This is a genomic window from Cellulomonas xiejunii (assembly GCF_024508315.1).
GTDB classification, from domain to species: domain Bacteria; phylum Actinomycetota; class Actinomycetes; order Actinomycetales; family Cellulomonadaceae; genus Cellulomonas; species Cellulomonas xiejunii.
Genome location: NZ_CP101987.1, coordinates 1990121 through 2009199 on the forward strand (window position 1 = coordinate 1990121; position 19079 = coordinate 2009199).

Annotated in this window: 16 protein-coding genes; 12 read left to right on the forward strand and 4 right to left on the reverse strand. The window is 73.7% G+C overall.

Going from position 1 to position 19079, the window contains the following annotated elements; translation table 11 throughout:
- Positions 1–48: 48 nt before the first annotated feature.
- The 5 genes from yajC (at position 49) to NP048_RS09125 (ending at position 6463) form a co-directional block, all read left to right on the forward strand.
- Entirely contained in the window at positions 49–444 is a 396-nt protein-coding gene (gene yajC, locus NP048_RS09105) for a preprotein translocase subunit YajC (protein ID WP_227578672.1), read from the forward strand.
- An 83-nt stretch (positions 445–527) separates the two neighbouring features.
- Positions 528–2315, forward strand: coding sequence for a protein translocase subunit SecD (secD, locus tag NP048_RS09110; protein ID WP_227578673.1), 1788 nt, complete (start codon positions 528–530; stop codon positions 2313–2315).
- Entirely contained in the window at positions 2315–3400 is a 1086-nt protein-coding gene (gene secF, locus NP048_RS09115; RefSeq protein ID WP_227578674.1) for a protein translocase subunit SecF, read from the forward strand. Before secD ends, secF begins: the two co-directional genes overlap by 1 nt.
- The gene (locus NP048_RS09120; RefSeq protein ID WP_227578675.1) at positions 3397–3975 is read left to right on the forward strand and encodes an adenine phosphoribosyltransferase; all 579 of its coding nucleotides are present in this window, start codon (positions 3397–3399) and stop codon (positions 3973–3975) included. The genes secF and NP048_RS09120 overlap by 4 nt, the downstream gene beginning before the upstream one ends.
- 97 nt (positions 3976–4072) lie before the next feature.
- Positions 4073–6463 (forward strand): RelA/SpoT family protein, encoded by a 2391-nt coding sequence (locus tag NP048_RS09125; protein WP_284439732.1) that lies wholly within the window; start codon positions 4073–4075, stop codon positions 6461–6463.
- 49 nt (positions 6464–6512) lie between these two features.
- Here the strand turns inward: NP048_RS09125 and NP048_RS09130 are convergent, their stop codons facing one another.
- The 3 genes from NP048_RS09130 to NP048_RS09140 form a co-directional block, all read right to left on the reverse strand.
- Positions 6513–7100 carry a type IV toxin-antitoxin system AbiEi family antitoxin gene (locus tag NP048_RS09130; protein WP_227578676.1) on the reverse strand — a complete coding sequence of 196 codons (588 nt, stop codon included), beginning with the start codon at positions 7098–7100 and terminating at the stop codon, positions 6513–6515.
- A gap of 73 nt (positions 7101–7173) precedes the next feature.
- The gene (locus NP048_RS09135) at positions 7174–9045 is read right to left on the reverse strand and encodes a DUF349 domain-containing protein (RefSeq protein ID WP_227578677.1); all 1872 of its coding nucleotides are present in this window, start codon (positions 9043–9045) and stop codon (positions 7174–7176) included.
- Positions 9042–9824 carry a peptidylprolyl isomerase gene (locus NP048_RS09140; protein WP_227578678.1) on the reverse strand — a complete coding sequence of 261 codons (783 nt, stop codon included), beginning with the start codon at positions 9822–9824 and terminating at the stop codon, positions 9042–9044. The genes NP048_RS09135 and NP048_RS09140 overlap by 4 nt, the downstream gene beginning before the upstream one ends.
- Before the next feature lie 208 nt (positions 9825–10032).
- Between NP048_RS09140 and NP048_RS09145 the strand changes: the two genes are divergently transcribed.
- The 7 genes from NP048_RS09145 (at position 10033) to NP048_RS09175 (ending at position 18627) form a co-directional block, all read left to right on the forward strand.
- Positions 10033–10755: an MBL fold metallo-hydrolase gene (locus tag NP048_RS09145; RefSeq protein WP_227578679.1), complete on the forward strand. Its 723-nt coding sequence runs from the start codon at positions 10033–10035 to the stop codon at positions 10753–10755.
- 81 nt (positions 10756–10836) lie between these two features.
- Positions 10837–12216 (forward strand): histidine--tRNA ligase, encoded by a 1380-nt coding sequence (gene hisS, locus NP048_RS09150; RefSeq protein ID WP_227578680.1) that lies wholly within the window; start codon positions 10837–10839, stop codon positions 12214–12216.
- 70 nt (positions 12217–12286) lie between these two features.
- Positions 12287–12925 carry a hypothetical protein gene (locus NP048_RS09155; RefSeq protein ID WP_227578681.1) on the forward strand — a complete coding sequence of 213 codons (639 nt, stop codon included), beginning with the start codon at positions 12287–12289 and terminating at the stop codon, positions 12923–12925.
- A gap of 31 nt (positions 12926–12956) precedes the next feature.
- A complete protein-coding gene (locus NP048_RS09160) occupies positions 12957–15047 on the forward strand; it encodes an intein-containing Rv2578c family radical SAM protein (protein ID WP_227578682.1) in 2091 nt (696 codons plus the stop codon).
- A gap of 121 nt (positions 15048–15168) precedes the next feature.
- On the forward strand, positions 15169–16950 hold the full coding sequence (gene aspS / locus NP048_RS09165) for an aspartate--tRNA ligase (protein WP_227578683.1): 1782 nt from the start codon (positions 15169–15171) through the stop codon (positions 16948–16950).
- A 14-nt stretch (positions 16951–16964) separates the two neighbouring features.
- Positions 16965–17732, forward strand: a complete 768-nt coding sequence (locus NP048_RS09170) for a GNAT family N-acetyltransferase (protein ID WP_227578684.1) — start codon at positions 16965–16967, stop codon at positions 17730–17732.
- A 115-nt stretch (positions 17733–17847) separates the two neighbouring features.
- Positions 17848–18627, forward strand: coding sequence for an SDR family oxidoreductase (locus NP048_RS09175; protein WP_227578685.1), 780 nt, complete (start codon positions 17848–17850; stop codon positions 18625–18627).
- A 9-nt stretch (positions 18628–18636) separates the two neighbouring features.
- Here NP048_RS09175 and NP048_RS09180 read toward each other — a convergent pair whose 3' ends face one another.
- Entirely contained in the window at positions 18637–19059 is a 423-nt protein-coding gene (locus NP048_RS09180) for a DUF2809 domain-containing protein (protein WP_227578686.1), read from the reverse strand.
- Positions 19060–19079 lie beyond the last annotated feature (20 nt).

The following is a 19079-nucleotide window of genomic DNA, read 5'->3' on the forward strand; positions in this document are numbered from 1 at the left end:
CCTAGACTGCGGCCGACGTCCGACTCGATTACGGAGCACCACGACCCCATGCCTGACATCTCGTTCCTCATCATCATGCTGCTCGCCTTCGGGGCGCTGTGGTTCATGTCGAGCCGCTCCCGCAAGCAGCAGCGCGAGGCCGCGGACTTCCGCAACAACCTCGCGGTCGGCGACGAGGTGATGACGGGCTCCGGCCTCTTCGGCACCGTGACCGCCATCGACGGTGACGTGGTGACGCTCGAGTCGACGCCCGGCAGCTCGACCCGGTGGCTGCGCGCGGCGATCGCCCGCAGGTCCGACCCGGTCGTCGTCGACGACACCGCGGACGACGCGCCGGCCGTGGTCGAGGACGTGCCCGTGGTGGACGTGCCCGACGACCTGTCCTCCCTGCCGCCGGAGCCGCCGGCGCCCGGAGACGAGGGCCGCGACCGCGACAGCAAGTGACTCCCTGGCCCGGGCGATGACGCCCGGGCCCCGACCCCACCGGCCGTCCCCGCGGCCGGTGCGCGCACGAGAGAAGAACTCCGTTGGCTCCTCCTCCCCGCCGCCGTGAACGGCCGGTCCGCACGCTCGTCACCCTCGCGGTGCTGATCGTCGCGCTGTTCGCGTCGATCTTCGCCGGTACCCGATGGGGTGACGCGTCCCTCACGCCGAACCTCGCGCTCGACCTCGAGGGCGGGACGCAGATCATCCTCCAGCCGGTGCCCGAGGCGAAGGGTGACGTCACTGCCGAGACGATCAACCAGGCGATCGCGGTCATCCGGCAGCGTGTCGACGCCTCCGGTGTCGCCGAGGCCGAGATCACGAGCCAGGGTGGCGACAAGATCGTCGTCGGTCTGCCGGGGCGGCCCAGCGAGGAGACGCTCGACCTGGTCCGCACCTCGGCCCAGATGGAGTTCCGCCCCGTCCTGGTGATGGGCGCCGCGGCACCGACCGCGGACCCGACCGCGGACCCGGCCACGGACGACGCGGCCCCGTCGGACCAGCCCACCAAGGCAGCACCGGACAGCCCCAGCGACGTGGCCTACTACGTGACGCCGGCCGTGCAGAAGGAGTTCGAGGCGCTGGACTGCACGCTGCCGGAGAACCGGACGGGCGGCGTGCCGGGCGACCCGGAGAAGGCCGTCGTCGCGTGCGACGTCGAAGGCACGGCGAAGTTCATCCTCGGCCCTGTCGAGATCCCCGGCGCCGACATCAAGAGCGCCACCTCCGGCACGGGCGCCACGTCCACCGGCGCGTCGACCGGTCAGTGGGTCGTCAACCTCGAGTTCACCGGTGCCGGCACGCCGAAGTTCACGGAGGTCACCACCCGCCTGGCCGGCCAGGGCACTGCGCCGCTGAACCAGTTCGCGGTCGTCCTCGACGCGCTCGTGATCTCGGCGCCGTCGGTCAACGAGGTCATCCCCAACGGTCAGGCGCAGATCTCCGGCTCGTTCACACGGGAGACGGCGGCGACGCTCGCGAACCAGCTGAACTTCGGCTCGCTCCCGATCAGCTTCGAGGAGCAGAGCGTCCAGCAGATCTCGGCGACGCTCGGGTCGGAGCAGCTCCAGAAGGGCCTGCTGGCCGGTGTGTTCGGCCTGCTGCTCGTCGTCGTGTACTCGCTCTTCCAGTACCGCACGCTCGGGCTGGTCACGGTCGCCTCGCTGCTCGTCGCGGCCGTCATCACGTACGGCGTCATCGCCCTGCTGTCCTGGGTGCAGGGCTACCGCCTGTCGCTGCCGGGTGTCGCGGGCATCATCGTCGCGATCGGCATCACCGCGGACTCGTTCATCGTGTACTTCGAACGGATCCGCGACGAGCTGCGCGACGGCCGCTCCCTGGGTGCGGCCATCGAGAAGGGCTGGGAGCGTGCGCGCCGCACGATCCTGGCGTCCGACGCGGTCAACTTCACCGCCGCGATCGTGCTCTACCTGCTGGCCGTCGGCGGCGTGCGCGGCTTCGCGTTCACGCTCGGCCTGACGACCATCGTGGACCTCGTCGTGGTCTTCATGTTCACGCACCCGCTCATGGTGCTGCTCGGTCGGACGCGCTTCTTCGCCGACGGGCACCCGGCCTCGGGTCTCGACCCGCGTCGGCTGGGCGTCGACGTGGCGCGCTACGCCGGACGCGGCCGGGTGAAGCAGGGCGTCGAGCAGCGCACGGGCTCCGCGTCCGCGCGCGAGCCGGTCGCGGTCGGTGCACCCGGCCTGACCATCGCCGAGCGGCGCGCCGCCGCACGTGCGGCCGGGACGGCCTCCGCGCCACCGCAGGACCCACCCACGACCACTGACGACGAGCCCACCACCGGCCGTCCCGAGGGGAGCGACCGCTGATGGCCACGGGATTCGCCCAGTGGGGCAACGACCTCTACACGGGTCGCCGCTCGTACGACATCGTCGGGCGCCGACGCACCTGGTACCTGATCTCGGCGGTGCTCGTCGCGATCTCGGGCATCCTGCTGATCGTGCCCGGGCTGAACCCCGGGATCGAGTTCCGTGGAGGCTCCGAGTTCGTCGTGTCGGGGATCGACACGACCGACCAGCAGCTCGCGACCGACACGGTGCTGGCGGTCGCACCCGAAGAGGTGCCGCGCGTCACGACGGTCGGCGGCTCGTCCCTGCGCATCCAGACCGCGGAGCTCACGAGCGACGAGGTCACGGAGGTCACGAACGGCCTCATCGCGGCCTTCGACGTCGACGGGGACCAGGTCACCAGCACGTTCATCGGCCCCACCTGGGGCCAGGACGTCTCCGAGAAGGCGGTCACGGGGCTCGTCGTCTTCCTGCTGTTCGTGTCGGTCGTCATGACCGTGTACTTCCGCAACTGGCGGATGGCCGCGGCCGCGATGCTCGCGCTGTTCCACGACCTGATCCTCACCGTCGGGGTGTACGCCGCGATCGGGTGGGAGGTCACCCCGGCAACCGTGATCGGCTTCCTCACGATCCTCGGGTACTCGATCTACGACACCGTCGTCGTCTTCGACAAGGTGCGCGAGAACACCGCTGACGTGCTGGACCAGACGCGGTTCACGTACGCCGAGCGGGCGAACCTCGCGGTCAACCAGACGCTCGTCCGCTCGATCAACACGTCCGTGGTGGCGCTGCTGCCCGTCGCGTCGATCCTCATCGTCGGCGCGTTCATCCTGGGCGCGGGCACCCTGCGCGACATCGCCCTGGCGTTGTTCGTCGGCATGTTCGTCGGGACGTTCTCGTCGGTGTTCCTCGCGACGCCGTTGGAGGTGACGCTCCGGGAGCGCGAGCCGCGCATCCGCGAGCACACGGCGAAGGTGCTGGCGGCACGCGCGGGCGTGACCGGCGCGGACGGCGAGACGGTCGCCGTGGCGCCGCGGGCTGCGGCCGCGCTTCGGCCCGGGAGCCACCTGGGCACCGCGGCCCAGCCGAAGCGCAAGGGTCGATGAGCGGGCGCACGGACGGGCCGGGCGCGCAGCCCGGCCCGTCGGGCGGCCCGGACGCGCTGGCACGCCTCGTCGACGGCCTGATGCGGACGGTCCCCGACTTCCCCGGGCCCGGCGTGCAGTTCCGGGACATCACGCCGCTGCTCGCGGACGCTGACGCGTTCGCTCAGGTGGTGGCGGCACTCGCTGACCACGTCTACGGCCCGGTCGACCTGGTCGCCGGCATGGAGGCACGGGGCTTCCTGCTCGCGGCGCCCGTCGCGGTCGCGCTCGGCGCGGGCGTCGTGCCCGTCCGCAAGGCCGGGAAGCTGCCCGGCCCGGTCGCGTCCCGGTCCTACGCGCTGGAGTACGGCTCGGCGGCCGTCGAGGTGCAGCCGTTCACCGTCGCCGACGGCGCGCGCGTCCTGGTGATCGACGACGTGCTCGCGACCGGTGGGACCGCTGCGGCCACGGTGGAGCTGCTCGAGAGCTGCGGGGCGACGGTCGTCGGGCTCAGCTTCCTCGTCGAGCTCCAGGGCCTCGGTGGTCGCGCGCTGCTGCCGGGACGGGACGTCGACGCACTCCTGACACTGCCCTGACGCCGGACCGTCCGCGGGTCGGGAGAGGCGTTCCGATGGCAGTCCGGACGGGCCGCGGTCGTAGACTCGTCCGGACGACGGGAGGGGGTGCGTGGTGATGGCGGACAAGCTCGGAGCAGGGACGGACGCGGTGACGTCACCCGTGCCCGTCGTGCCCGCGCCCGCAGAAGCGCAGACCGCGGGCACGGGCGCCAACGGATCGCACGAGAGCGAGACGTCGCCGGGGTCGACCAGCCGTGTGCGCGCGCGGCTCGCGCGGCTCTCGGGCCGGTCCGTGCCGGCGTACCCGGCGCTCGAGCCGGTGCTGCAGGCGGTGCGCACCAACCACCCCAAGGCCGACCTGTCGGTGATCGAGCAGGCCTACGTCGTCGCGGAGCACGCCCACCGCGGTCAGCTGCGCAAGAGCGGCGACCCGTACATCACCCACCCGGTCGCCGTCGCGACCATCCTCGCCGAGCTCGGCATGACGCCGTCGACGATCGTCGCGGCGCTGCTGCACGACACGGTCGAGGACACCGAGTACTCCCTCGAGCAGCTGCGCAGCGACTTCGGGCCCGAGGTCGCGATGCTCGTCGACGGTGTCACGAAGCTCGACAAGGTCGCCTACGGCGACGCGGCCCAGTCCGAGACCGTCCGCAAGATGGTCGTCGCGATGTCCCGCGACATCCGGGTCCTCGTCATCAAGCTGGCCGACCGACTGCACAACGCCCGCACGTGGAAGTTCGTCTCGGCCGCCTCTGCCGAGAAGAAGGCACGCGAGACGCTCGAGATCTACGCACCGCTGGCGCACCGGCTCGGCATGAACACCATCAAGTGGGAGCTCGAGGACCTGTCGTTCGCGACGCTCTACCCCAAGGTCTACGACGAGATCGTCCACCTCGTCGCCGAGCGCGCGCCGGCGCGGGAGGAGTACCTCGCCACGGTGCGTGACCAGGTCGGCGCGGACCTGCGGACCGCCAAGATCAAGGCGACCGTCACCGGCCGCCCCAAGCACTACTACTCGATCTACCAGAAGATGATCGTGCGCGGCCGTGACTTCACGGACATCTACGACCTCGTGGGCGTGCGCGTCCTGGTCGACACGGTCCGCGACTGCTACGCGGCCCTCGGTGCGCTGCACGCGCGATGGAACCCGGTCCCCGGCCGGTTCAAGGACTACATCGCGATGCCCAAGTTCAACCTCTACCAGTCGCTGCACACGACGGTGATCGGTCCGGGGGGCAAGCCCGTCGAGATCCAGATCCGCACGCACGACATGCACCGGCGCGCGGAGTACGGCGTCGCGGCGCACTGGAAGTACAAGGAGACCACCAAGAGCAACGGGCCGCAGGACGCCGCGGGCAACGACATGACGTGGCTGCGACAGCTCGTCGACTGGCAGCGGGAGACCGCTGACCCTGCGGAGTTCCTCGACCTGCTGCGCGACGAGATCGCGGGCGCCGAGGTCTACGTCTTCACCCCCAAGGGCGACGTGCAGGCGCTCCCGGCCGGCTCCACGCCCGTGGACTTCGCGTACGCGGTGCACACCGAGGTCGGGCACCGCACGATGGGCGCGCGCGTCAACGGGCGGCTCGTGCCGCTGGACTCGACGCTCGAGAACGGCGACGTCGTCGAGGTCTTCACGTCCAAGTCCGAGACGGCCGGGCCCAGCCGTGACTGGCTGGCGTTCGTCAAGAGCCCTCGCGCGCGCAACAAGATCCGTCAGTGGTTCACCAAGGAGCGGCGCGAGGAGGCGATCGAGCACGGCAAGGACGCCATCGCCAAGGCGATGCGCAAGCAGAACCTGCCGATCCAGCGTCTGATGTCGCACGAGGCCCTCGTCGCCCTCGCGAACGAGATGCGCTTCGCGGACGTGTCCGCCCTGTACGCGGCGGTCGGTGAGGGGCAGGCGTCGGCCGCGTCGGTCGTGCAGCGCCTCGTGCACTCGCTCGGGGGCGAGCCGGCCCAGGAGGAGGACCTCGCCGAGGCCGCACGCCCGGGAGCCACGGGGCGCCGCGTGCGGTCGGGCGACCCGGGTGTCGTCGTCAAGGGCGTCGAGGACGTGTGGGTCAAGCTGGCGAAGTGCTGCACACCCGTGCCGGGCGACGACATCATCGGGTTCGTCACGCGCGGCGCGGGCGTCTCGGTGCACCGCACCGACTGTCTGAACGTGGACGCGCTGCGGCGTCAGCCCGAGCGGATCGTCGACGTGGAGTGGACGCACACCAGCTCGCAGCTCTTCCTGGTGCAGATCCAGGTGGAGGCGCTCGACCGCAGTCGCCTGCTCTCGGACGTGACGCGAGTCCTGTCCGACCACCACGTCAACATCCTGTCGGCGTCGGTGTCGACGTCGCGGGACCGGGTCGCCCTGTCCCGCTTCGTGTTCGAGATGGCCGAGCCCTCGCACCTCACGTCGGTGCTCAGCGCGGTCCGCAAGGTCGAGGGCGTGTTCGACGTCTACCGCGTCACCGGGTCGCGGGGAGCCGAGGAACCCGCGATCCGCGCCTGACCGGGCTCGACCCTCCCGCGCGCCCTCCGCCTCTGGCGCGCCAGGACGTTCACACCAGGCGCAGCGTCACGCGCGCCGCCCGCAGACCACGGCCCGGGGCGTGCGCCTCGATGCGACGCCGCGCGTCGTCGGGGTCCAGGCCCTGCGTGACCAGGGCGCGCAGCACCGGCACCGCCGTGTGCGGGTGCACCCACCGGGCGACGTCCACCGCGGTACGCGTCAGGGTGGTGACGAGCACGCCACCCACGGTCAACAGGTCCTCGTCGACGAGGTCCGCCTCGGCGGACACGCGGTGCGGGTGCGGCCGGGGCCGGCGCGCACCGGAGCGGACGAGCACCGTGACCCGGTCCGGTGGCGTACCGCCCGCGTGGACCCACGCCGCGGAGAGGCGCCCGACGACGCCGCGCCGGGGCACGAGGGGAGCGAAGGCGCTCGCACGCAGCGCCCGGTCCTCGGGTGTGCCGGTGACGCGCGCCGTGTCCCGCCACAGGTGCACGAGGGCGCCGTCGAGGTGCAGGCCCGTCCAAGCCCAGGGCGGGACGTCGTCGCGCCGCACGACGTCCGGCCCCGGTGCGGCGACGCGCGGACGCAGCCGGTGCAGGGGTGCCGGCGTCGTCGTGGTGTCGCAGAGCGTCATGGACGCCAGGATGCCCGCCCGCGTCCCCCTGCGGGGAGCGGACGGGCATCCTGTGGACGGACGGGCGCCCAGGTCAGCCGCGGGCGTCCTGCGCGGCGCGCTGCACCTGCTCGAGCCAGGCGCGACGTGCGTCGAGCGCGGCCTGCGCCTCCTTCACCCGGCGCTGGTCCCCGGCGGCCTGCGCGGCCTCGAGGTCGGCCTCGAGACCGGCGATCGCCTGCTCGAGCTGGGCCGCCGCTCCCTCGGCGCGCGCACGCGTCTCGGGGTTGCTGCGACGCCACTGCGCCGAGTCGGCGTCGCGCACCGCGCTCTCGACGGCGCGCATCCGGCCCTCGACACGCTGCACGTCGGCGCGCGGCACCTTGCCCGCGGCGTCCCAGCGGTCCTGCAGGGAACGCAGCGCGGCCTTCGCGGCGCCGAGATCCCGCACGGGCAGCAGGGCCTCCGCCTCGACGAGCAGCGCCTCCTTGACCTGGAGGTTCGCGCGGAACTCCTCGTCGATGGCCTGGTTGGCAGCGTCACGCGCCGCGAAGAACGCGTCCTGCGCCGCCCGGAACCGGGCCCACAGGGCGTCGTCGACCTGGCGGCTCGCCCGTCCGGCGGCCTTCCAGCGCGTCATGAGGTCACGGAAGGCCGCGGACGTGGCACCCCAGTCGGTGCTCGTCGCGAGCCGCTCCGCGTCGGCCACGAGCTGCTCCTTGACGGCCTTCGCTTCGGAGTTGCGCGACTCGAGCTCGGCGAAGAAGTGCCGACGCTCGCGGTCGAACGTGGTCCGTGCGTGGCTGAACCGCTTCCAGAGGGACTCCTCGGTGGGGCGGTCGATGCGCGGTCCGGACCGCTGGGCGTCCTTCCACTGGTCCAGCAGCGTGCGCAGCTGCTCGCCGGCCGGACGCCACTGGATGCGGGACGGGTCGGTCGCGGCGATCTTCTCGGCCTGCTCGACGATCTGCGTCCGTGCGGCGACCGCGGCCTCGCGAGCGGCGGCGCGCTCGGCGTCCGCCTGCGCGCGACGCTCGGCGGCACGGGCTCGCAGGCCCTCCAGCCGCGCACGCAGCGCATCGAGGTCACCCACGGCGGCCGGTTCGGCGAGCTCCTCCGTGAGCCGTGCGAGCGTCTGGTCGATCTCCTTGACGGACAGGTCCGTGGCGGACAGCCGAGCGTCGAACAGCGCGACCTTCGCCTGCAGGTCCAGGAACCGCCGGACGTACAGCGCGAGCGCCTCCGGGGCACTCGCGCCGGGGAACTGCCCGACGACGCGCTCGCCCGCGGCCTCGACGACGTGCACGGTGCCGTCCTCGTCGACACGCCCGAAGGTCGCGGCGTGCGCCGCCGCGGCCTCCTCGTCGGGGGTCGGGACCGGCACGACCGGGCCGGACGGGGACGCGGCCACCGCGGACGGGCGCGGCAGGGGACGGGGGACCGGTCGCATCGCCGCCGGCGACGGGCGCGGAGCGGGTGCGGGCGCCGGTGCGTCGGCGTCCGGTGCGGGGCTGGGCGCCTCGTCACCCGACGGCGCCTCGTCACCCGACGGCGCCACGTCACCCGACGGTGCCTCGGTGCTCTCGGTCGCGGGTGCCTCGGGCGCGTCCGAGGCCGGGGCCTGCGGTGCGTCGTCGGTAGCGTCCGGCGCCGCGTCCTGCGGTGCGTCGGTCCCGGTGATGTCGGAGGTCGTCTCGCTGACCTCCGGTGCCGCGTCCTGAGCCGCAGCGGCATCCGTGCCTGCGTCGTCGACCGGCGGTGTCCCTGCCTCTGCGGGGACCTCCGTGGTCGAGGCGTCCGGCTCGTGCGCGGTGTCCTGCGGCGCCGGTGCGACGTCGGCGACGTCGGCCGCCGCCTCGGGTGCGGGCGCGTCGGTGACGCCGGCGGACGTGTCCGCCGGGTCGCCCGCGAGGGGGGGAGCCTGCTCGGCGTCGTCCGTGGACGACGTCGTCGGGTGCTCGGTCACTGGATCTCCACTCCCTCGATGGTGACGTCGGTGACCGGACGTTCGCTGCCGTCCTGGGTCCCCGCGTCAGCGATGGCCTTCACGACGTCCAGACCGGACGTGATGTGGCCGAACACGGTGTAGCCGCCCGCCGCGTCTGACGGGATCTGCGAGTCCTCGTAGACGAGGAAGAACTGGGAGCCCATCGACTCGGCGTCGCCGCCGATCCGGGCCATGGCGATCGTGCCGGCCGGGTACACGTCGTCGGCCGGCGCGTTCTCGACCGGCCCCCACGAGTATCCCGGGCCGCCGGTGCCGGTGGCGGTGGGGTCACCGCACTGCAGGACGTAGATGCCCTGGGGCACGAGCCGGTGGCAGATCGTGTCGTCGAAGTACCCCTCGGCCGCGAGCGTCACGAAGTTCGCGACGGCCTGCGGCGCGGCCTGACCGTCGAGCTCGATGCCCACGTCACCCGCGGACGTCGTGATGGTCCCGGTCCACGTCCGGTCCTCGGCCAGGGTCGCGTCCGGCACGACGCCGCCGTTGCCGGTGCGCGGGGGGTACGTGGCCGGCGCAGCCGGGGCGGTGGCGTCGCCGTCGGTCGGTGCGGCCGTCTGCTGGTCCGCGTCGCGGGAGAGGTTCACGACGGCGACCGCGCCCAGTCCCAGCGCGAGTACCGCGACGACGCCGCCGGCGACCACGCGCGTGCGCCGCTGCCGGGCGCGCTGCGCCTGGAGCTGACGTTCGTGCAGCTTCTCGTACCGACGGCGCTCGTACTCGCGCTCGCGCTTCGAAGACACCGCTCTCCTCGTCTCGTCGTGCCCGCGCGTACGGCTCCGTCGTTCCGGAGCACCGCCGCCGTCAGGCCTGCGACCGGCGGACACGTGCCGGACCCCGGACAGTCTAGGCAAGGCGAGGGCCTCGTCGCGCACGTACGGCACGGGCGCGCGCGGCGTGGCGCCGCCGTGACCTCGGCTCCGGTGCGTCCGCTCGTCTAGCGTGCGGTGCATGGAGCTCCTCACGGTCGTCGCGCCCGTCTTCGCCACCCGGTGCTCGGTGCTCGTCGCGCAGGACGGCGCGTGCGTCGTGGTGGACCCCGGCGCAGGGGCAGGGGCGCAGGTCCGGGCACTCGTCGAGGCCCGGCGGCTGACACCGCGTGCGGTGCTCGTCACGCACGGGCACGCCGACCACACGTGGGACGCGCCCGCCCTGTCGAGGGAGCTGGACGTGCCGGTGCTGCTGCACGCGGGTGACGCCTACCGGCTGGACGACCCGTTCGGGACGCTCGGCGTCCTCGACCCGCGGCACGACCCCTCCGGTCCGCTCGCACAGGCGCTGCGTGCCGCGGGGGTCGACGTCGCGTCGTGGCGCGCCCCGGAGCGCGTCGAGCCGTTCGGCGCTGCCGCGGCGGGGCGCACACCCGACGTCGAGCTCGACCTCGGTGGGGTCCGGGTCCTCGCGCGGCACGCGCCCGGGCACACGGAGGGCTCCACGATGTACCTGTTCGACGGGGGCGAAGCCGACCCGGTCGTGCTGTCCGGCGACGTCCTGTTCGCCGGCGGGATCGGGCGGACCGACCTGCCGGGCGGGGACCCGGCGGCGATGGCGACGACCCTGCGGGAGGTCGTCGCGACCCTGCCGCCGGCGTCGCGTGTGCTGCCCGGGCACGGCCCGGCGACGGACGTCGCCACCGAGCTGGCGACCAACCCGTACCTGCCCCGCGCGCGCTGAGCGCCGGCCGGCGCCTCGCGCCTCGCGCCTCGGCGTGCGAGGCGTGCGTGACGTGGGCGCCGGTCTGGGATCATCGACACCATGGCGCGTCCCACACCCCTGTCCGGATTCCCCGAGTGGCTGCCTGCCGGGCGCATCGTCGAGCAGCACGTGCTCGACGTGCTGCGTCGTACCTTCGAGCTCCACGGCTTCGCTGGCATCGAGACGCGTGCCGTCGAGCCGCTCGACCAGCTCCTGCGCAAGGGCGAGACCTCGAAGGAGGTCTACGTGCTGCGGCGCCTGCAGGAGGACCCGCAGGCGGGTGACGCGGACCGCGCAGGTCAGCTCGGTCTGCACTTCGACCTGACGGTGCCCTTCGCGCGGTACGTGCTGGAGAACGCGGGGCACCTCGCCTTCCCGTTCCGGCGCTACCAGATCCAGAAGGTCTGGCGCGGCGAGCGGCCGCAGGACGGCCGGTTCCGCGAGTTCGTCCAGGCCGACATCGACGTCGTCGGCGCCGGTGCGCTGCCGTACCACTACGAGGTCGAGCTGCCGCTGGTCATGGCCGACGCCCTGGGCGCGCTGCGGGACCTCGGCGTCCCGCCCGTGCGGATCCTGGTGAACAACCGCAAGGTCGCCGAGGGCTTCTACCGCGGCCTCGGCCTCGACGACGTCGAGGCCGTGCTGCGCGGCATCGACAAGCTCGACAAGATCGGCCCGGACGGCGTCGCGGAGCTGCTGGTCGGCGACGCCGGCGCTACGCCGGAGCAGGCCGCCGCGTGCCTGGAGCTCGCGGCCGTGCGGGGCGAGGACGCCTCCGTCGTCGACCGTGTCCGCGCGCTCGCCGAGCGTCACGGCGCGTCCACCGAGCTGCTCGAGGAGGGCCTCGGCGAGCTAGGTGCGCTCGTGAGCGCCGCAGCGGAGCGGGCGCCGGGCGTCCTGGTGGCGGACCTGAAGATCGCCCGCGGGCTCGACTACTACACCGGCTCGGTCTACGAGACCGTGCTCGTCGGCCACGAGGACCTCGGGTCCATCTGCTCGGGCGGGCGGTACGACACCCTCGCGTCCGACGGCAGCCAGACCTACCCGGGTGTGGGCCTGTCGATCGGGGTGTCCCGGCTGGTCTCGCGCCTGCTGTCGGCGGGTCTCGTGCGCGCGACGCGCTCGGTGCCCACGGCGGTGCTGGTCGCGGTCACCTCGGAGGAGCGTCGCACGGCGTCGGACGCCGTCGCCGCGGCGCTGCGGGCGCGCGGCATCCCCACCGAGGTCGCGCCGAGCGCCGCGAAGTTCGGCAAGCAGATCAAGCACGCCGACCGCCGGGGGATCCCGTTCGTGTGGTTCGTCGGCGACACGGACGACGACGGCGCACCCGCGCAGGACGAGGTCAAGGACATCCGGTCGGGCGAGCAGACGCCGGTCGACGCGTCGACGTGGACGCCGCCCGCCGAGGACCTGCTGCCGCGCGTCGTCGCCGCCGGCTGACGCACGCGGTGCCCCGAGGGGCCGGCCCGGTCGTGGTGCGGCCGTGCCGGCCCACGCCTAGCGTGGCGGAGTGCCCACCGTCGCGTCCGACGTCGCCCCGGCGCCCGTCGTCCTCGACGGGCACATCGCGGGCGCCGGCTCGGCGCACGGCACGCGGCTCGTGGTCGGGCGGTGGCGACGCTCACCGCTCGGCGGGTTCGCCGACGTCATGGTCGAGCAGCCCGACGGCACGCGGGTGCTGCTGGCGCCACGCAGCGACGTGGCGGACCTCGTCACGCGGCTGTACACCTTCGACGCCGTCCACGTGGTGCCCGTGCGCGTCGTCGCCGACGCGAGCTCGCGCACGTGGACGGTGGTCGCCGGGCCCCTGCGCGCACGCCTGACCATCGGGGCGCGCACACCGGTCGGGGCACTGCTCCGGCTCGTCCCTCCGGTCGTCGTACGCGCCCGCGCGACCGCCGGCGTCGTCGACGCGCTCGCGGGTGCGCTCGTCCCGGGTGTGCGCACGCGCGGCCGGGGCCGCGACGGTTCGTCGCAGGTGTACGCCGCGCGCGACCAGCACGCGCTCGTGGCGCTCGACGCGCACTGGGGTGAGCGCTCCCTCGGCGACCTGGCGCGCGTCGACCCGCCCGTGCGCTTCGGCTTCTCGTCGGTGCCCGCGGCCCCCGCCGTCACGGCGGTCCGGGTCACGGTCGTCGCGCCACCTTGACCCCGGCTCGAACACGTGTTCGAATCGCTGGGTGCGGTGGGACGGGCAGAAGGTCGACGCGGGGGAGGGCGACGCCCTGCCCGGCCTCGACCTGCGCACCCTGCCCGGGCTGGTCCGCAGCGTCCGCACGCCCGACTTCGCCGGCGTCACGTTCCACGAGGTGCTCTCGCGCACCGCGCTCAACCGCGTCCCCGACGCCTCGGCCGTCCCGTTCCGGTGGACCGTCAACCCCATGCGCGGCTGCCTCCATGCGTGCACCTACTGCCTCGACCCGAGCACGTCGATCCTCATGGCGGACGGGCGTCAGCGGGCGCTCGCCGACCTCCGTGTCGGTGACCAGATCGTCGGGACGCGTCTCGTCGGTCGCTATCGCCGGTACGTGGCCACCGAGGTCCTCGGCCGCATCGAGTCGGTCAAGCCGGCCTATCGCGTCCGCCTGGCGGACGGGACCGAGATCATCGCCAGCGGTGAGCACCGCTTCCTCACCGAGCGTGGCTGGAAGCATGTCACCGGGCCCCTTCACGGCGCCCTGCAGCGGCCCTACCTGACGGGGAACAACTCCCTCGTGGGCTTCGGCCGCGGCATCGTCGACGGCGCGTGGGACCAGTGGGAGTCGCATGACGACTACCGCCGCGGGTACCTCGCGGGCATGATCCGGGGCGACGGGATGATGCTGCGGCGGACGTACCGCCGAAGATCCGGCGCGGCGAACAACGTCACGATGTTCCGGCTGGCGCTTGCCGACGTCGAGGCCCTCGACCGCACTCGCCACTACCTGGAGCACTTCGGCGTGGCGACTCACCGACGTCCATTCGTCGCGGCGACGCCCACGCGACGTGCCCTCGATGCGATCTTCACGTCACGCGCCGCCGACTTCGAGCGCATCGTCGAGCTCATGGCGGTGCCGGACGACCCGGCCTCCGCGTGGCACGCGGGTTTCCTCTCCGGTGCGTTCGACGCGGAAGGGAGCTGCTCAGGCGGCATCGTGCGCATCAGCAACAAGGACGAGGTGTACCTGGCTGCTGTCGAGGCAGCGTTCGCCTCGCTCGGTCTCGAGACGGTGCGGGAGGGGCCCAACGCGATCGGTGTCCAGACGGTCCGGCTCCGGGGCGGTCGCCCCGCGGTCGGCCGGTTCTTCGCCGCGGTGCAACCGGCCATCACACGCAAGCTGCAGATCGTCGGGCGGGCCGTCAAGAGCACCGCAGACCTCCGCGTCGTCGAGATCGAACCCTTGGGCGCACCGGTGCCGCTGCTCGATATCACCACAGGTACGGGGGACTTCGTGGCCAACGGTGTCATCGCGCACAACTGCTTCGCCCGCGGCACGCACCGCTACCTCGACCTGGACGCGGGCAAGGACTTCGACACGCAGATCGTGGTGAAGACCAACGTCGCCGAGGTGCTGCGCGCCGAGGTGGCCCGCCGGTCGTGGGCGCGCGAGCACGTGGCGCTCGGCACCAACACCGACCCGTACCAGCGCCCGGAGGGGCGCTACACGCTGATGCCCGGGATCATCGAGGCGCTCGCGGGCTCGGGGACGCCCCTGTCGGTGCTCACCAAGGGCACCCTGCTGCGACGGGACCTGCCGCTGCTGGCCGCGGCGTCGCACGACGTGCCCGTGTCGCTCGCGGTGTCGATCGCCGTGCTGGACGAGGAGCTCCAGCAGCAGCTCGAGCCCGGCACGCCGACCGCCCGGGCGCGGCTGTCGTTGGTGCGGGCGATCCGGGACGCAGGCCTGCCCGTGCAGGTCCTGGTCGCGCCCGTCCTGCCGTGGCTCACCGACTCGACCGACCACCTGGACCGGCTGCTCGGTGCCGTCGCGGACGCGGGCGCCCAGCGCGCCACCGTCATGGCGCTCCACCTGCGACCCGGCGCGCGCGAGTGGTTCCTCGCGTGGCTGACGCGGGAGCGTCCGGAGCTCGTGGCGGGGTACGGCCGGGTGTTCCGGGGCGGGTCGTACGTGCACGGCGAGTACCGCGCATGGCTCGACGCGCGCGTCCGGCCGCTGCTCGCGAAGCACGGCCTCGACCGGCCGCAGCCGGACGCGGAGGGAGTGCGCTGGGCCCGCCGGGACGGCGACGCCCACCCGGCAGCGGCGCAGCTCCAGCCCGCGCTCTTCTGACCGTCGTCGCGCGGTGGGGGCAGCGTCCGCGTCGCCGATCCCGCGTGGGCCGGCCCCGCGGGCGCACCTATGATCGTCATGCGCCCGCCCGGGCGCTGACCCCCGACCTGAAGGACCTTCCGTGCTGCGCACCCACACCGCCGGCTCGTTGCGTGCCGAGGACATCGGCACCACCGTCACCCTCACGGGCTGGGTGGACCGGCGCCGCGATCACGGCGGCGTCGCGTTCGTCGACCTGCGGGACGCCTCGGGCATCGCCCAGGTCGTCATCCGCGACGAGTCCGTCGCGCACGGCCTGCGCGCCGAGTACGTCCTGCAGGTGACCGGTGAGGTCGGTCGGCGCCCCGCGGGCAACGAGAACCCGAACCTCGCGACGGGTGAGGTCGAGGTCGTCGCGCACGAGGTGGTCGTGCTCAACGAGTCCGCACCGCTGCCCTTCCAGGTCTCGGCGTCCGTCGACGAGCCCGTGGGCGAGGAGGCGCGGCTGCGCTACCGGTACCTCGACCTGCGCCGTCCGGCGCCGGCGCACGCGATGCGGCTGCGCGCGCAGGTCAACCGCGCCGCGCGGACGGTGCTCGACGAGCGCGGCTTCGTCGAGGTCGAGACCCCCACCCTGACGCGGTCCACGCCCGAGGGGGCGCGCGACTTCGTCGTCCCGGCCCGGCTGGCACCCGGCAGCTGGTACGCGCTGCCGCAGTCCCCGCAGCTGTTCAAGCAGCTGCTCATGGTCGGCGGGCTCGAGAAGTACTACCAGATCGCCCGCTGCTACCGCGACGAGGACTTCCGCGCGGACCGGCAGCCGGAGTTCACGCAGCTCGACGTCGAGGCGAGCTTCGTCGACCAGGACGACGTCATCGAGCTGGCCGAGGCCGTCCTGACGTCCCTGTGGGAGCTCATCGGGTACACGATCCCGACGCCGATCCCGCGCATGACGTACGCCGACGCCATGCGCCGGTACGGCACCGACAAGCCGGACCTGCGGTTCGGGCTCGAGCTGACCGACCTCACGGAGTACTTCGCCGCGACGCCGTTCCGGGTGTTCCAGGCGCCGTACGTCGGGGCCGTCGTGCAGCCCGGTGGTGCGAGCACGCCGCGCCGCGGCTTCGACGCGTGGCAGGAGTGGGCGAAGCAGCGCGGTGCCAAGGGCCTCGCGTACGTCACCGTCGGCGAGGACGGCGAGCTCGGGGGACCGGTCGCCAAGAACATCACGGACGAGGAGCGGGCCGGGCTCGCCGCGGCCGTCGGCGCGCAGCCCGGGGACGCCGTGTTCTTCGCCGCCGGCAAGATCACCGAGGCGCGCGCCCTGCTCGGTGCCGCACGCCTGGAGATCGGCCGCCGCGGTGGGCTGATCGACGAGGACGCGTGGTCGTTCGTCTGGGTCGTCGACGCGCCGCTGTTCAAGCCGACCGGCGAGGACGACGACGTCGCGGTCGGCGGCGGCGCCTGGACCGCTGTGCACCACGCCTTCACGTCGCCGACACCGGAGTGGATCGATCGCTTCGAGGAGGCGCCCGGGGAGGCGCTGGCGTACGCCTACGACATCGTCTGCAACGGCAACGAGATCGGTGGCGGGTCGATCCGTATCCACCGCCGCGACGTCCAGCAGCGGGTGTTCGAGGTCATGGGGATCGGGCCGCAGGAGGCGCAGGAGAAGTTCGGCTTCCTCCTGGACGCGTTCGCGTTCGGTGCGCCGCCGCACGGCGGGATCGCGTTCGGCTGGGACCGGATCGTCACGCTCCTGACACGCTCGGACTCGATCCGCGAGGTCATCGCGTTCCCGAAGTCCGGCGGGGGGTACGACCCGCTCACCGGTGCGCCGGCCCCGATCTCGCCCGAGCAGCGCCGCGACACGGGCGTCGACGTCAAGCCCAAGCCGGCGCCGAGCGCCGCCGTCCAGGACTGACGGGCGGGCCTCGGGTGGCCGCACGACTCCTCGAGCGCCTCCCGCCCGTGCTGCGGGAGCGGCGTGACGTCCTCGACGGGCGGGAACGCTGGGCCGCCGCGTCCGTCGTCGCGCAGGACGACGCGGCGGTCGTGCTCGTCGTCGACTCGCCCGACGGCGACATCCTGTGGGCGCTCGGGGACGTCGAGCAGCTCGGGCGGCTCGTACCCGACGCGCTCGTCGGGCACGGGGGCGGGCTGCGGTGGGCCACGGTGCCGCGGGCTGTCGAGGTGCCCGCCGAGGCGCTGGCCGCGGCCGGCATCCGCCGGCAGACCACCTGGGACCGCTTCACGACGGACGCGCTGCCGCCGCCGCAGCCGGGGGAGGACGCCGTGGTCGCGCTCGACCCCGTGCGTGACGCCGCCGCGATCAACGCCTGCCTCGACGTCGGTCACCCCACGACGCGCGACCGACCCGGCGCCCCGGACGACGCGGGGTGGTGGGGCGTCCACGGCGAGGGCGGCGACCTCCTCGGCGTGCTGGGCGTCACCACCCGCCCGAGCGGGGCGACGCCGTCGATGCACCTGCACGGTCTCGGCGTCGTGCCCGCCGCGCGGGGGCGGGGTCTGGGTGCCGCGATCACCGCGACGGCCGCACGGCGCGCCCTGCACGCCGGCGCGCCGTGGGTCTCGCTGGGCATGTACGCGGACAACGTCCACGCGCGCCGGGTCTACGACGCCCTGGGATTCCGGGTGGACGTCGAGAACGCGGGCTACGGGCCACCGGGCGTCACCCACCCGTGAGCCCCGGGCCGGCGGGCGGCCCTCCCGCCGGTCCCACCCGCCGGGCTGTCTCTCGCCGGGCGGTCCTCGCTCACCTTGGCTAGCGTCGGCCTGCCGGAGCTCAGGAGGGCGGACGATGACGCTGCAGGACAAGGTCGCGCTGGTCACGGGTGCGGGATCGGGCATCGGGCGGGCCACCGCGGTGCGCCTCGCGCAGGACGGTGCGACGGTCGTCGCGCTGGGGCACAGCCAGGGCAGCGCCGACGACGTCGCCGAGGAGATCCGCAGCGGCGGTGGCACCGTGCTCGCGGTGGCCGCGGACGTCGGTGACGCCGCCGCCGTGCGCGACGTCTACGCGCGGGTCGAGCGCGACCTGGGACGCCTGGACGTGGTCGTCGCGAACGCGGGCGTCAACGGCGTGTGGGCGCCGCTCGACCAGCTCGAGCCGGAGGAGTGGCAGTCCACCCTCACCACCAACCTCACGGGCACGTTCCTCACCGTGCGCTACGCCGTGCCGCTGCTCGTGCGGCAGGGGGGAGCGGTCGTGGTCGTCTCGTCGATGAACGGGACCCGGACCTTCACCACCGCAGGCGCGTCGGCGTACTCGACGAGCAAGGCGGGTCAGGTCGCGTTCGCGCGCATGGCGGCGGTCGAGCTCGGGCCGCGCGGGGTGCGGGTCAACACCGTGTGCCCCGGTGCCATCGAGACGAACATCCTGGACAGCACCGAGCAGCGCGACACCGAGGGCGTCGGTGTGCCGGCCGAGTACCCGCAGGGGCAGATCCCGCTCACGGGTGAGAGGTCCGGCGCGTCGCGTCAGGTCGCGGACGTCATCGCGTTCCTCGTGTCGGACGCCGCGAGCCACGTCACCGGCACCGAGGTGTTCGTCGACGGGGGGCAGTCGCTCGTCGCCTGACGGCGACCGTCAGCGGGTGGCCGTGCCACGGTGGCGCAGGAGCGCGTCGCCGGCGGTCACGACGACGACCCCGGCGGCGTAGGCCAGGAGGTCCGTCGCGACGAACGTCGAGCCCAGGACGTACGCGGCCGGCGGCCACGCCGCCACGACGGCCACCGGGACCGGCGTGAGCTGGGCGAGCTCCACGGCGACGCACACGCCGAGGGCCGTCGCCGCGGCAGGTCCCGTCCGCACCGTCGGGACCACGAGCAGCACCAGCAGCTGCACGAGCGCCGCGTACAGGGCACCCCCGGCGAGGTCCGCGAGCAGGTCGTCGCCCCGGGACACGGTGAGCCCCAGGAGGACCACCACGACGGCTGCGACGGCGAGCGGAGCCCGACGGCGCGCGGCGCGGGGGGCGCGCGGCGGCGCGGTCGGCAGCGGCGTGGTCACGTGCGGACGGTACCCGCGGC